Origin of the sequence: Streptomyces rectiverticillatus, from assembly GCF_013394065.1 — a bacterium.
In the GTDB taxonomy this organism is placed as follows: domain Bacteria; phylum Actinomycetota; class Actinomycetes; order Streptomycetales; family Streptomycetaceae; genus Streptomyces; species Streptomyces rectiverticillatus.
Genome location: NZ_CP040752.1, coordinates 2661447 through 2675941 on the forward strand (window position 1 = coordinate 2661447; position 14495 = coordinate 2675941).

Here is a 14495-nt window from a genome sequence, read left to right on the forward strand (position 1 = left end):
TACCGGGCGGGGGACCTCCGGCCCTACGCAGGCACCACCTCGCCCGTGAACGTCCGCCACAGGTCCGCGTAGCGCCCCTCACGGGCCAGCAACTCGGCGTGCGTGCCGTCCTCGACGACGCGGCCGTGGTCCAGGACCACCACCCGGTCCGCGCGGGCCGCCGTGGTCAGCCGGTGGGCGACCACGAGCGTCGTGCGGCGCCCGGCCAGCCGGTCCGTGGCCTGGTTGACCAGCGCCTCGGTGGCCAGGTCCAGGGCGGCGGTGGCCTCGTCCAGCAGCAGGACGTCCGGGTCGACCAGCTCCGCCCGGGCCAGGGCGATCAGCTGGCGCTGGCCGGCGGAGAGGTTGCGGCCCCGCTCGGTGACCGGGTGCAGGTAGCCGCCGTCCAGCGTGGCGATCATGTCGTGGGCGCCGACCGCGCGGGCCGCGGCCTCCACCTCGGCGTCGGCGGCGTCCGGGCGCCCGTAGGCGATGGCGTCCCGCACCGTGCCCGGGAAGAGGTAGGGCTCCTGGGGGACGACGCCGAGCCGGTGCCGGTAGCCGGTGGTGTCCAGCTCGCGCAGGTCGTGGCCGTCCACGCGGACCGCGCCGCCCGTCGGGTCGTAGAACCGCGCCACCAGCTTGACGAGGGTGGACTTGCCCGCGCCGGTCTCGCCGACGAAGGCGACGGTCTGTCCGGCCGGGATCGTCAGGCTGATGCCGGACAGGGCGTTCTCGCCGTCGCCGTAGTGGAAGGCGACGTCGTCGAAGACGATCTCGCCGGTCAGCTCCCGCACCGGGCGCGGGCGTTCGGCCACGGGCGTGCTGGTCGGCTCGCGCAGCAGGCCCTGCACCCGGCCGAGGGAGACGGTGGCCTGCTGGTAGCCGTCGAAGACCTGCGACAGCTGCTGGACGGGCGCGAAGAACAGGTCGATGTAGAGCAGGTAGGCCACCAGCGCGCCCGCCGTGAGCGTGCCGTCGCCCACCCGGCCTGCGCCGACGATCAGCACCGCGGCGGCGGCGACGGACGACAGCAGCTGGACGAAGGGGAAGTAGACCGATATCAGCCACTGGCCGCGGACGCGTGCCTGCCGGTAGGACCAGCTGCGCTCCGCGAACCGCCGGGCCCCGGCCGCCTCGCGGCGGAACGCCTGCACGATGCGCAGGCCCGCGACGCTCTCCTGCAGGTCGGCGTTGACCAGCCCGACGCGCTCGCGCGCCAGCTCGTACGCCTTGACGCTCTTGCGGCGGAAGACGACGGTCCCGGCGATCAGCGGGGGCAGCGTCGCGAAGACGACGAGGGCCAGTTCGACGTCGATGACGAGGAGGGCGACGAGTATGCCGAAGAAGGTGAGGACGGAGACGACGGCGGTGACCAGGCCGGTCTGCAGGAACGTCGACAGGGCGTCCACGTCCGTCGTCATCCGCGTCATGATCTTGCCGGTGAGCTCGCGCTCGTAGTGGTCGAGCCCCAGCCGCTGGAGCTGGGCGAAGATCTTCACGCGCAGGGAGTAGAGGATGCGCTCGCCCGTGCGGCCCGTCATCCGCGTCTCCGCGACCTGGGCGCCCCACTGGGCCGCGACCACGAGCAGGGCCAGCCCTGAGGCCGCCCAGACCGCTCCCAGGGCGAGCTGCTGGACACCCTGGTCGATGCCGTGCCGGATCAGCACCGGCAGCAGCAGCCCGGCGACGGCGTCGACCGTCACCAGCAGCAGGCTCAGCACCAGCGGCGTGCGGAAGCCGCGCAGCAGCTGCCGCAGCCCGTAGGCCTCCTCCGGGCGCGCGGCCCGCTCCTCGTCCACGTCGGGGGTGTCGTCCGCGGGCGGCAGTGCGGCCACCTTGGCGAGCAGTTCGGGCGTGGCGGGCATGCCCGTGACGCCGTCGGAGCTGCCTGCGGGCTCGTCTTTGCGCACCCACAGGGAGGGGGTGACGCCGTCGGCCAGGAACCTCCGGGGCTTGACCGGGGCGGCGTCGCCCTCGGGGCGGGAAAGAGTCTCCACGCGCGCGTGGCCGTCCGTACGGTCGAGGGCATCCGTACGGTCGAGGACGCCCGCGGCGGGCATCTCTCCGCCGAAGACTCCGGCGAGGGCGACCGGAGCGGCGCGCCCCGCGGGGTCTCTCGTCACCCCGGCCAGCTCACCCGGATCGGTCAGCAGGAGGCGGTACCGCTCGCAGCGCTCCTCCAGCTCGTCCGCCGTGCCGACGTCCACGAGCCGGCCGCCGTCCAGGACCGCGATCCGGTCGGCGAGCGCCAGCGTGGAGGCGCGGTGGGCGATGAGCAGGGTCGTACGGCCCGCCATGACGCTCCGCAGCGCCTCATGGATCTCGTGCTCCACGCGCGCGTCGACCGCGGACGTCGCGTCGTCCAGGAGCAGCAGGCGGGGGTCGGTGAGGATCGCGCGGGCCAGGGCGATGCGCTGGCGCTGGCCGCCGGAGAGGGTCAGGCCCTGTTCGCCGACGGCGGTGTCGTAGCCGTCGGGCAGTTCGCCGATGAAACCGTCGGCCTGCGCGGCCCGCGCGGCGGCGCGGATCTGCTCGTCGGTGGCGTCCGGGTGCCCGTAGGCGATGTTGTCGCGGATGCTGTCGGAGAACAGGAAGCTGTCCTCGGGGACGAGCCCGATGGCGGCGCGCAGCGAGGACAGGGTGAGGTCGCGGACGTCGTGGCCGCCGACGCGCACGGCGCCGCCGGTGACGTCGTAGAAGCGCGGCAGCAGCAGCGAGACGGTGGACTTGCCGCTGCCGGAGGCGCCGACGACCGCCACGGTCTCGCCGGGCTCCAGGCGCAGGGAGAAGCCGTCGAGGACGGGCCGCGCCGGGTCGTAGCCGAAGGTGACGTCGTCGAACTCGACGGTGGCGGGGGCGTCCCGGGGCAGCTCTACGGCGCCCGGGCGCTCCTGGACGACCGGCTCGGTGTCGACGAGTTCGAGGACGCGCTCGACGCCCGCGCGGGCCTGCTGGCCGACGGTGAGGACCATGGTGAGCATCCGCACGGGGCCGACGAGCTGCGCCAGGTAGGTCGAGAAGGCGACGAAGGTGCCGAGGGTGATCTGGCCGCGGGTGGCCATCCAGCCGCCGAGGGCGAGCATGGCCACCTGGCCGAGCGCGGGGACGGCCTGCAGGGCCGGGGTGTAGCGGGAGTTGAGGCGCACGGTGCGCAGGCGTCCGGCGAAGAGCCGGCGGCTCACCTCGCGGAGCTTGGCGCTCTCCTGCGCCTCCTGGCCGAAGCCCTTGACGACGCGGACGCCGGTCACCGCGCCGTCCACGACGCCGGCGACGGCCGCGGCCTGCCCCTGGGCGTACCAGGTGGCGGGGAAGAGCCGGGTGCGGCTGCGCTTGGCGATGAACCACAGGGCGGGCGCGACGGCGAGGGCGACGACCGTCAGGAGCGGGGAGAGGACCACCATCACGACGAGCGAGATGGCGAACAGCATGAGGTTGCCGATCATCATCGGCAGCATGAAGAGGAGGCTCTGGATGAGCTGGAGGTCGCTGGTCGCGCGGCCGACGACCTGGCCGGTGGACAGCTCGTCCTGGCGCCGGCCGTCGAGCCGCGCGATGGCCTTGTGCATCTCGGTCCGCAGGTCGTGCTGGACGTCGAGGGCGAGGCGCCCGCCGTAGTAGCGGCGGACGTACGTCAGGCCGTAGACGGCTACGGCGGCGACTATGAGGAGCGTGGCCCAGGGGGCCAGCGGGCGCTGGTGCGAGCCGATCACGTCGTCGATGATCAGCTTGGGTATGAGGGGCACGAGCGCCATGACGGCCATGCCGGCGAGCGAGGAGCCGAGGGCGAGGAGCACCGTGCCGCGGTAGCGCCAGCAGTAGCCGGCGAGCCGTCTGGCCCATCCTTGACCTGTCGTTTCCCTCGCCGCTGCCACCCGAGCCTCCCGTGCTGCCGCTTCTCGTCCTGCTGACGGAGGGCCCAACGCCCTGGGCTGCGGATTTCATCCCGGCGCAACAAAGTACGGGCGCGAGGGCGGGCGGTGCGCTCCCCCTACGGCCGCGGCAGGCGCACCGTGAGCGAGTAGAGCCGGGTGACCTGCGCAGGGTTCTGGTTGTCGTCGCTCACCAGAAGCAGGCGGAGGAATCCTCCGTTCCGCCGGGTGGCGGGCCGGGTGACGGCGAGCCCCTCGATGTTGTCCAGCAACGGGTTGGGCTGCGGCTGCCGGGCGGTCGCCCCCAGGGACGGGCACGCGCCGATGTCGGCGAGCAGCGTCTTGCCCACGGGCCGCACGGCCGGGCCGCCGGGCAGGTTCGTGACGGCGGTGACGTCGCTCGCGCGGCGCGGGTCGGCGAGGTAGAGCCGCACGGTGTTGCCGACGCCCGCCGTGAAGCCGCGCTCCAGGACGAGGAGGCGGCCGTCACCGGCCGCGGCGATCTCCGCGACGCCGAGGCCCTTGTCGGCCGGGTAGGCGTACTGCGGTCCGGCGGCGAAGTCCTGCCGGCCGTGCCGCTGCCAGCTCTGCAGGCGCACCAGCGGTCTGCCGGCGGCGTCCGTCCCGTCCCCGGCGAGCGCCTGCTCCATGGAGGCGATCAGGGTGCGCCCGCCGGGCTGGAGGGTCAGCCCCTCGAAGGTCTGGTTGGCCGCGGCGCGCCCGGCCGGGGCGACCTGCAGCACCTCCGGGACGGGCAGCCGGCCCAGGAGCCTGCCGTCCCTGTCGTAGCGGCGCACGGACGGCTCGGTCTCGGACGTGACCAGCCGGGTGCCGTCGCGGTCGACGACCAGGCCTTCGGAGTCGACCGGACCGCCCTTCTCGTCGGCGAGGTTCACGGCCCGCACCGGTGTCGCGGACGGCGCCTCGCCGCTGCGCTGCTCCACGTCGAGCGAGAACAGCTGGGAGCGGTCGGAGAGCGCGGCGACGGTGCCGTCCTCGTCGGTCGCGAGGGCCGAGAGGTTGCCGACGAACGACCCCTGGAACGTCGTCTTGTCCAGCCCGTCGGAGAAGCCGTCCAGCCACGCGGAGGGCGAGCACGCGCGCGTGGACGCGTGCGTGGACGCGTGCGCCTGCGCAGGAGCCGCCCCGGTCGTCGTGAGGCAGGTGGCCGCGGCCAGTGCGGCGGTGGCGGCGGCGAGCACGGATCGGGTACGCACGGGGCGGGCCTCCTGGGTGGGCTGCGGGCGATGCCGTCCACCGTAGATCGCCCTGCGTGACACGGGAGTTGATTCGAGTGAACGCCCGGGGAAACACGGTGGCCGGCCACCGGCCCTCACAGCCCCGGCACGAACTGCAGCAGCAGGTCGATGAGTTTGATGCCGGCGAAGGGCGCGATGAGTCCGCCCACCCCGTACAGGCCGAGGTTGCGGCGCAGCAGGGCGTGCGCGCTGGAGGGGGCGTAGCGCACGCCGCGCAGGGCGAGGGGGATCAGGGCGACGATGACCAGGGCGTTGAAGACGATCGCCGAGGCGATGGCGGAGGACGGGCTGTGCAGGCCCATGACGTTGAGCTTCTCCAGGCCCTCGTAGCCAGCGACGCCGCCGAACATGGCCGGGACGATCGCGAAGTACTTGGCGACGTCGTTGCAGATGGAGAAGGTGGTGAGCGCGCCGCGCGTGATGAGCAGCTGCTTGCCGGTCTCCACGATCTCGATGAGCTTGGTGGGGTCGGAGTCCAGGTCCACCATGTTCCCGGCCTCCTTGGCGGCCGAGGTGCCGGTGTTCATGGCCACGCCCACGTCCGCCTGGGCCAGTGCGGGTGCGTCGTTCGTCCCGTCCCCCGTCATCGCCACCAGCTTGCCGCCGGCCTGTTCCTCGCGGATGCGGGCGAGCTTGTGCTCGGGCGTCGCCTCGGCGATGTAGTCGTCCACGCCGGCCTCGGCGGCGATGGCCTTGGCGGTGAGCGGGTTGTCGCCGGTGACCATGACGGTCCTGATGCCCATGGCGCGCAGCTCGGCGAAGCGCTCGGCGATGCCGGGCTTGACGACGTCCTTGAGGTGGACGGCGCCCAGGACCCGGCAGCCGTCGCGGTCCTCGAGGGCGACGAGCAGCGGGGTGCCGCCGCCGGCCGCGATGGAGTCCGCGATCCAGCCGGCCTCGGCGGGCACTTCGCCGCCGCGCCGGGCCACCCACTGCACGACCGCGTTGCCGGCGCCCTTGCGGATGCGGCAGAACTCGCCGTCGTAGGCGAAGTCCGCTCCGCTCATCCTCGTCTGCGCGGAGAACGGCACGAAGCGGCCGTGCGCGAACTCCTCGTCGCCGTGGTGGATCCCGTACTGCTGCGCCAGGGCGACGATCGAGCGGCCCTCGGGCGTCTCGTCGGCCAGGGAGGCGAGCTGGGCGGCGTCGGCCAGCAGCTCGTGCGGGACGCCCTTGACGGGCACGAAGGAGGCCGCCCGGCGGTTGCCGAGGGTGATGGTCCCGGTCTTGTCCAAAAGGAGCGTGTTGACGTCCCCGGCGGCCTCCACGGCCCGCCCTGACAGCGCGAGGACGTTGCGCTGGACGAGGCGGTCCATGCCGGCGATGCCGATCGCGGACAGCAGGGCGCCGATGGTCGTCGGGATGAGGGTGACCAGGAGGGCGACGAGGACGGTGATGGTCTGCGGGGCGCCCGCCCAGCCCGCCATGGGCTGCAGGGACACCACGGCCAGGATGAAGATCACGGTCAGGCAGGCGAGCAGGATGTTCAGGGCCAGCTCGTTGGGGGTCTTCTGCCGGCCGGCGCCCTCGACCAGGGCGATCATGCGGTCCAGGAAGGTGTGCCCGGGACGCGAGGTGATGCGGACGACGACCCGGTCGGAGAGCACCTTCGTGCCGCCGGTGACGCCCGAGCGGTCGCCGCCCGCCTCCCGGATCACCGGTGCGGACTCGCCGGTGACGGCCGACTCGTCGATGGACGCGACGCCGTCGACGACCTCGCCGTCGCCGGGGACGGTCCCGCCGGCCTCCACGACGACGAAGTCCTGCGGGCGCAGGTCCGCGGCGACCACCCGCTCCTCCACCCAGTCGCGCCGGTCCATGCCCACCCGCCAGGTACGCAGGCGGCGGGCGACGGTGGTGTCGCGGGTGGCGCGCAGCGTCTCGGCCTGTGCCTTGCCGCGGCCCTCGGCGACGGCCTCGGCGAGGTTGGCGAAGAGCACGGTCAGCCAGAGCCAGACGCTGATGAGCCAGGTGAAGGGGGACGGGTCGAGGAGCGCGGAGAGGGTGGTGAGGACGGAGCCGGCCTCGACCACGAACAGCACCGGGTGCTTGACCATGACCCGGGGGTGCAGCTTGCGGAAGGCGTCCGGGAGGGAGACGGCGAGCTGGCGGAGGTCGACGGCGCCCCCGTCCACCCGCCGGTGCCGTTTCCGCCCCCGCGGCGGGGCGGGGCTCGGCGGGCGGACGTCCTGTTCGGGGAGGAGGTGCAGGGTCAACGGGGTGGCCTTCGACGGGGGACGGAGGTGGCTGATCACCTCAGCCAACCGCCCGGGCACGGCCCGTCACCGGATCCTTACGCACCCTTGTCGGACCGCAGGTCCGGACTGACGCACCTTTGACGCCCTCCAGGGCCCCTCCCCTGGAAACGCCGAGCGCCGGGCGGCCCGGTTTCCCGGCCCGCCCGGCGCTCGCCGAAGGGGTGGCGTCAGCCGCGCGACGCGGCGATCTGCCGCGACATGATCGTCGTCAGCTCGTAGGCCGCGTGGGACGCGGCCACGGAGGTGATCTCGGCGTGGTCGTAGGCCGGGGCGACCTCGACCAGGTCGGCGGAGACCAGGTTGCAGGAGGACAGGCCGCGGATGATCTCCAGCAGCTCGCGGGAGGTCAGGCCGCCGGCCTCCGGGGTGCCGGTGCCGGGGGCGTGGGCCGGGTCCAGGACGTCGATGTCGATGGAGATGTACAGCGGGCGGTCCCCGACGCGCTGGCGCAGCTGGTCGGCGATCTCGTCGACGCCCCGGCGCATGACGTCGGCCGAGGTGACGATGCCGAAGCCCATCTTCTCGTCGTCGGTGAGGTCCTTCTTGCCGTACAGCGGGCCGCGCGTGCCGACGTGGGACAGCGCCTCGGTGTCGAGGATGCCCTCCTCGACGGCCCGGCGGAACGGCGTGCCGTGGGTGTACTCGGCGCCGAAGTAGGTGTCCCAGGTGTCCAGGTGCGCGTCGAAGTGCAGCAGGGCGACGGGGCCGTGCTTCTTGGCGACCGAGCGCAGCAGGGGCAGGGCGATGGTGTGGTCGCCGCCCAGGGTCATCATGCGGGCGCCGGTGCCGAGCAGGTCGTCGGCCGCGCCCTCGATGGTCTCGACGGCCTCGTCGATGTTGAACGGGTTCGCGGCGATGTCACCGGCGTCCGCGACCTGCGCGAGGGCGAAGGGGGAGGCGTCCTGCGCCGGGTTGTACGGGCGCAGCAGGCGGGAGGCCTCGCGGATGGCGTTGCCGCCGAAGCGGGCGCCCGGCCGGTAGGAGACGCCGGTGTCGAAGGGGACGCCGACGACGGCCACGTCCGCCGTGCCGACCTCGTCCAGGCGCGGCAGGCGGGCGAAGGTCGCGGGCCCGGCGTAGCGCGGGATGCGGGAGGAGTCGACGGGGCCGCGCGGTTCACGGGGGGCGGGGGTGCTCATGCTGGGGGAGCCTCTCGAATCACGGACGCGTTACGGTCGGACCAACGTCGGGGCGGCTGCGGTGGACGTACCCGAGGGTAGGCAGGGCGGCGGAATCCGCACATGTACGTAACCGTGGGTCCGGCCCCTCCATATGGACACCGCGTCCAGCACGACGTGATCGGGGGAGACAATGAGCGGCATGCCGATACCGACCCGCAGCGCACTGATCGACCACCTCGTCCGTACGCGCATCGCCGGCGCGGTGGCGACGCCGCGCGAGAACAACCTCGACCACTACCGCAAGCTGGCGAACGGCGACCGCCGGTACTGGTTCGGCCTGGAGCTCGGCGACCGCTGGACGGACGAGCAGGACGTGCTGGCCGTGATGGCGGAGCGCTGCGGCGTCAGCGACGATCTGAACCACCGGGCCGGCCAGGACCACATCGACCCCGAGCTGACGGCCGACGCCCTGGACCGCATGGCGAACGTGCTGCGCAAGGCGGCGGAGAGCCGGCTGCGGGTGCTCTTCGCGACCGGCCACCCGGGCGCCCTGCTGGAGACGCACCGCACCACGGCCGCGGCCATGCGCGCGGCGGGCTGCGAGATCGTCCGGATCCCGGGCGGGCTGACGGCGGACGAGGGCTGCGTCGTGCAGTTCGCGGACGTCGCGGTGTACGAGGGCGGGGCGACGCTCTGGCACACCCACTCCCCCAACCCGATGACCGCGATCCTGGACGGCCTGCTGCACGCGGGCCGGCCGCTGCCGGACCTGGTCGTCGCCGACCACGGCTGGGCGGGCTGCGCGGCGCAGCGCGGCATCGACGCCGTGGGCTACGCGGACTCCAACGACCCGGCGCTCTTCCTCGCGGAGGCGGAGGGCACGCTGCAGGTGGCCGTCCCGATGGACGACCACGTGGTGGACCCGCGCTTCTACGAGCCGATGACGGCGTACCTGCTCGCGGCGGCGGGGCTCCCTGCGGGAGGCTGAGCCTTCCCACCGCGCAGGACACCCTTTCGCGGCCGGTCCGGAGGGGCGCTCTAGCCTTCGGCCGGCGTGGCGCCGCCGTTCCAGCCACGTACGCACAGCCACGCCCCGCCCCAGATGAGGGCGGCTTCGGCACCCCGGAACACGATGAAGCCCACGAGCCGGGGCGCCCCCGTCAGATCGACGAGCGAGGAGTGCCACAGGAAGACCAGGGCGACCCCGAGGACGATCCCCAAGGCCCCTGCGGCCATCAGCGACACCCTGAGTATGTTCCCCATCGGCGCGGTCGCGCGTGCCATCCTGCCCCTCCCGGTGACGTCAACTCACCGATGTTACCGGCTAGTCGCGCGGCCGGGGCCCGGCCGTCAGGCGCGCGAACGCGGGACCCTGACGACGCCCTCCTGAATCACCGACACCGCCAGCTGCCCGCTCTCGGTGAAGATCCGCCCCCGGGCCAGGCCGCGGCCGCCCTGCGAGGTGGGGCTCTCCTGGTCGTACAGCAGCCACTCGTCGGCGCGGAACGGGCGGTGGAACCACATGGCGTGGTCCAGGCTCGCGCCGACGACGTCGCCGACGGCCCACCCGCCGCGGCCGTGGGCCAGGAGGACGGAGTCGAGGAGCGTCATGTCGGACACGTAGGTGGCCAGGCAGATGTGCAGCAGGGGGTCGTCGGCCAGTTTGCCGTTGGTACGGAACCAAACCTGTGACTTCGGTTCGCGCGGCTCCCCGACGCTGCCGAACGGCGGCTCGTCCGCGTAGCGCAGGTCGACCGCCGAGCGGGCGTCCAGGATGCGGTCCACGACGTCGGGGCCGCCGAGGAGCTGCGTGTACCGGGGCAGCAGCTCGGCCGCCGTGGGGAGGGTCTGCGGGTCCGGCGCGGGCGGCATGGCCTCCTGGTGCTCAAGGCCTTCCTCGTGGCGCTGGAAGGACGCCGACAGGTGGAAGATCGGCTGCCCGTGCTGGACGGCCACGACGCGGCGTGTGGTGAAGGAGCCGCCGTCGCGGATGCGGTCGACGGTGTAGACGATGGGCACGGCGGGGTCGCCGGGCCGCAGGAAGTAGGAGTGCAGGGAGTGCGGGGCGCGGTCCGCGGGGACCGTGCGCCCGGCGGCGACGAGGGCCTGCGCGGCGACCTGGCCGCCGAAGACGCGCGGCACGAGGACGGCGCGGCCGGTGGTGCCGCGGAATATGTCCTCCTCGATCGGCTCCAGATCGAGCAGGGCGAGCAGGTCGTCCAGCGGGGTGCGGGTAAGGGGCTCGTTCATGGTGACAGGGGCTTACCGGCCTACAGGCCCATCGACTTGGCGACGATGGACCGCATGACCTCGCTGGTGCCGCCGTAGATGCGGCTGACGCGGGTGTCCGCGTACAGGCGGGCGATGGGGTACTCCATCATGTAGCCGTAACCGCCGTGGAGCTGGAGGCACTTGTCGATGACGACGGCGGCCCGCTCGGTGGTGAAGAGCTTGGCGGAGGCCGCGTCGGCGGCGGTGAGCTCGCCGGCGTCGTGTGCGTCCAGGGCGCGGTCCACGACCGCCTCCATGGCGTCGACCTCGGACTTGCAGTCGGCCAGCACGAACTTGGTGTTCTGGAAGGACGCGACGGAGGTGCCGAAGACCGTCCGGTCCCGCACGTACTCCTGGGCGAACCGGACGGCCGCGGCGGCCTGGGCGTAGGCGGCGACGGCGATGCCCAGCCGCTCCTGCGGCAGGTTCTGCCCCAGGTAGCCGAAGGCCTTGCCCTCCTCGCCGAGGAGGTCCTCGACGGGCACCTTGACGTCGGTGAAGGACAGTTCGGCGGTGTCGGAGGTCTTCAGGCCGAGCTTCTCCAGCTTGCGGCCGACCGCGTAGCCCTCGGAGGCGGTGTCGACGACGAGGATGGAGATGCCGGCGCGCCGGTCCTCGGCGGCGGCAGGTGCGGTGCGGGCGCAGACGAGCACCCGGTCGGCCTGGACGCCGCCGGTGATGAAGGTCTTCGCACCGTTGAGGACGTAGTGCGTGCCGTCCTCGGAGAGCCTGGCGGTGGTCTTCATGCCGGCCAGGTCGGAGCCCGTGCCGGGCTCGGTCATGGCGATGGCGGTCATCATGTCGCCGGAGACGAAGGGCGGCAGCCAGCGCCGCTTCTGCGCCTCGGTGGCGTACTTGAGGAGGTAGGGCAGGCACAGTGCCGTGTGGACGCTGCTGCCGCCGAAGCTGACGCCCGCGCGGGCGCACTCCTCGGTGATGACGGCCTGGAACTTGAAGCTGCGCTCACCCGCGCCGCCGTACTCCTCGGGCACCTCGATGCCGAAGACCCCGAGCTCGCCGAGCTTCTTGTAGAAGTCGCGGGGCGCGGCGCCGGCCTCCCGCCACTCGTCGTAGACGGGCACGACCTCGGCCGCGATGAAGTCGCGGATCGTCTCGCGGAAGGCCTCGTGGTCCTCGCTGTACACCGTGCGACGCATTGGCTGCCATTCCCCTCGTACGGGCCCGGTGACCCCGGGCTCATGCCTGGCCAAGCGCTTGCTCAGGCGAAAGCTACCGGGGAGTCACCAGGGCTGTCCAGAGTGGACTGGGCCGAACGGGTGACCCGGGCGGGTCAGCCCGCGGACGGCTCGGCGGACGGGTCGGCGGTCGTCCCGGCGGTCGCCTCGGCCGGTATCCCGGCAGGTTCCGCCGGCCCGCCGTCCGACAGCGACGCGAACGCCCCGTGGGCCAGGCGGCGCAGCAGGGCCGCCGTGGCCGTGCGGCCCGGGAGCGCGCCGGGGCGGCCGAGGTGCGGGGTGGAGTTGAGCAGGCCGAAGACTGCGTGGACGGCGGCGCGCACCTCCGCCTCGCCGGAGTCCGGGTGCAGGCGGCGGACGACGTCGACCCACAGCTCCACGTACTGCCGCTGCAGGGAGCGGACCTGCTTGCGGTCGCTGTCGCGCAGCTGGCCCAGCTCGCGGTCGTGGAGGGTGATCAGGGCCCGGTCGTCCAGGGCGAAGTCGATGTGGCCGTCGATGAGGGAGCCGAGGACGGCGGCCGGGCCGTCGCCCGTGGAGGTGGCCTCGATGACACGGCGCTGCCCGCCCGCGAAGAGCCGCTCACTGATCCCGACCAGGAGCTCGGCGAGCATCGCATCCTTGCCGGCGAAGTGCCGGTAGAGGCCGGGCCCGCTGATCCCGACGGCCGCGCCTATCTCGTCGACCCCCACGCCGTGGAAGCCGCGCTCCGCGAAGAGACGGGCCGCCTCCCGGAGGATCTGCTCGCGGCGGGTGGGGGCAGGGGCCGGGGTGGTCGTCCGGGTTGGCGCGTCGTTCACGAAAGTAATTCTAGACAGCGGCGTTAGTGGTCGTTAACCTGAAGGAAACGTGTTAACGCTCATTAACCGAGCGGCTCATTGACCGAGCAAGGGAGCTCGAGTACATGCAGCAGGCACCGGCGCTGGGGAGCGCCGCCGATCCGGCGTCCGACGCCTGGCGGGTGAACGAGGCCGCGCACCGCGAGCTGTCCGCGGAGCTGCGGGAGCGGCTGGCCGCGGCGCGGCTCGGCGGCGGGGAGCGGGCCCGGGCACGGCACACCGCCCGCGGCAAGCTCCTGCCGCGCGACCGCGTCGACGCCCTGCTGGACCCCGGCTCGCCCTTCCTGGAGCTCGCCCCGCTGGCCGCCGAGGGGATGTACGGCGGGGCCGCGCCGGCCGCGGGCGTCATCTCCGGGATCGGCCGGGTCTCCGGGCGCGAAGTGGTGATCGTCGCCAACGACGCCACCGTCAAGGGCGGTACGTACTACCCGATGACGGTCAAGAAGCACCTGCGCGCGCAGGAGATCGCCCTGGAGAACCGGCTGCCCTGCCTGTATCTGGTGGACTCGGGCGGCGCCTTCCTCCCCATGCAGGACGAGGTCTTCCCCGACCGCGACCACTTCGGCCGCATCTTCTACAACCAGGCGCGGATGTCCGGCGCCGGCATCCCGCAGGTTGCCGCGGTCCTGGGCTCCTGCACCGCCGGCGGCGCCTACGTCCCGGCGATGAGCGACGAAGCGGTGATCGTCCGCGGCCAGGGCACGATCTTCCTGGGCGGCCCCCCGCTGGTGAAGGCCGCCACGGGCGAGGTCGTCACGGCCGAGGAGCTGGGCGGCGGCGAGATTCACTCCAAGGTGTCAGGCGTCACCGACCACCTCGCGGAGAGCGACGAGCACGCCCTGCGGATCGTCCGGACGATCGTCTCCACGCTCCCCGAGCGGGGCGCCCTCCCCTGGCCCGTCGAGCCGGCCGAGGCGCCGGCCGTCGATCCCGCCGGGCTCTACGGCGCCGTCCCGGCCGACTCCCGCACCCCGTACGACGTGCGCGAGGTCATCGCCCGCGTCGTCGACGGCTCGCGGTTCGCCGAGTTCAAGGCCGAGTTCGGGCAGACGCTGGTGACCGGCTTCGCCCGCATCCACGGCCACCCCGTCGGCATCGTCGCCAACAACGGCATCCTGTTCTCCGAATCCGCCCAGAAGGGCGCGCACTTCATCGAGCTGTGCGACCAGCGCGGCATCCCCCTGGTCTTCCTGCAGAACATCTCCGGCTTCATGGTCGGCCGGCAGTACGAGGCGGGTGGCATCGCCAAGCACGGCGCGAAGATGGTGACGGCCGTGGCCTGCACCCGTGTCCCCAAGCTCACCGTCGTCATCGGCGGCTCCTACGGCGCCGGCAACTACTCGATGTGCGGCCGGGCCTATTCGCCGCGCTTCCTGTGGATGTGGCCCAACGCCAAGATCTCCGTCATGGGCGGCGAGCAGGCGGCCTCCGTCCTCGCCACCGTCAAGCGCGACCAGCTCGAAGCCCGCGGCGAGAGCTGGAGCGCCGAGGACGAGGAGGCCTTCCGGGCCCCCGTCCGCGAGCAGTACGAGACCCAGGGCAGCGCCTACTACGCCACCGCCCGCCTGTGGGACGACGGCGTCATCGACCCCCTGGAGACCCGGCAGGTGCTGGGCCTGGCGCTGACGGCCTGCGCCAACGCCCCCCTGCCCGAGAAGGACACCACCGCGCCCGGCTACGGCGTCTTCCGGATGTGAGGC

Annotated in this window: 10 protein-coding genes; 2 read left to right on the forward strand and 8 right to left on the reverse strand. The window is 73.0% G+C overall.

Annotation, left to right across the window (positions count from 1 at the left end; translation table 11 throughout):
* Positions 1 to 23: 23 nt before the first annotated feature.
* From FGW37_RS11420 to speB, 4 genes are all read right to left on the reverse strand, one after another.
* Positions 24 to 3854 carry an ABC transporter ATP-binding protein gene (locus FGW37_RS11420; protein ID WP_179080970.1) on the reverse strand — a complete coding sequence of 1277 codons (3831 nt, stop codon included), beginning with the start codon at positions 3852 to 3854 and terminating at the stop codon, positions 24 to 26.
* A gap of 116 nt (positions 3855 to 3970) precedes the next feature.
* On the reverse strand, positions 3971 to 5068 hold the full coding sequence (locus FGW37_RS11425; protein ID WP_179080971.1) for an esterase-like activity of phytase family protein: 1098 nt from the start codon (positions 5066 to 5068) through the stop codon (positions 3971 to 3973).
* Between the two features lie 116 nt (positions 5069 to 5184).
* Positions 5185 to 7167 carry a potassium-transporting ATPase subunit KdpB gene (gene kdpB, locus FGW37_RS11430; RefSeq protein WP_246430766.1) on the reverse strand — a complete coding sequence of 661 codons (1983 nt, stop codon included), beginning with the start codon at positions 7165 to 7167 and terminating at the stop codon, positions 5185 to 5187.
* Positions 7168 to 7535: 368 nt separating this feature from the next.
* The gene (gene speB / locus FGW37_RS11435; RefSeq protein ID WP_106679822.1) at positions 7536 to 8507 is read right to left on the reverse strand and encodes an agmatinase; all 972 of its coding nucleotides are present in this window, start codon (positions 8505 to 8507) and stop codon (positions 7536 to 7538) included.
* A gap of 181 nt (positions 8508 to 8688) precedes the next feature.
* Here speB and FGW37_RS11440 point away from each other — a divergent pair, with 181 nt between their 5' ends.
* Positions 8689 to 9477 carry a phosphatase gene (locus tag FGW37_RS11440; RefSeq protein WP_179080972.1) on the forward strand — a complete coding sequence of 263 codons (789 nt, stop codon included), beginning with the start codon at positions 8689 to 8691 and terminating at the stop codon, positions 9475 to 9477.
* A gap of 50 nt (positions 9478 to 9527) precedes the next feature.
* On the opposite strand, the gene FGW37_RS11445 is transcribed toward FGW37_RS11440, so the two are convergent.
* The 4 genes from FGW37_RS11445 to FGW37_RS11460 form a co-directional block, all read right to left on the reverse strand.
* A complete protein-coding gene (locus FGW37_RS11445; protein ID WP_179080973.1) occupies positions 9528 to 9773 on the reverse strand; it encodes a hypothetical protein in 246 nt (81 codons plus the stop codon).
* 66 nt (positions 9774 to 9839) lie between these two features.
* Positions 9840 to 10739 (reverse strand): acyl-CoA thioesterase II, encoded by a 900-nt coding sequence (gene tesB / locus FGW37_RS11450; protein ID WP_179080974.1) that lies wholly within the window; start codon positions 10737 to 10739, stop codon positions 9840 to 9842.
* A gap of 20 nt (positions 10740 to 10759) precedes the next feature.
* A complete protein-coding gene (locus FGW37_RS11455; protein ID WP_179080975.1) occupies positions 10760 to 11917 on the reverse strand; it encodes an acyl-CoA dehydrogenase family protein in 1158 nt (385 codons plus the stop codon).
* Between the two features lie 134 nt (positions 11918 to 12051).
* On the reverse strand, positions 12052 to 12756 hold the full coding sequence (locus FGW37_RS11460) for an SACE_7040 family transcriptional regulator (RefSeq protein ID WP_179080976.1): 705 nt from the start codon (positions 12754 to 12756) through the stop codon (positions 12052 to 12054).
* A gap of 104 nt (positions 12757 to 12860) precedes the next feature.
* Here FGW37_RS11460 and FGW37_RS11465 point away from each other — a divergent pair, with 104 nt between their 5' ends.
* Positions 12861 to 14492, forward strand: coding sequence for a carboxyl transferase domain-containing protein (locus tag FGW37_RS11465; RefSeq protein WP_179080977.1), 1632 nt, complete (start codon positions 12861 to 12863; stop codon positions 14490 to 14492).
* Positions 14493 to 14495: the final 3 nt, after the last annotated feature.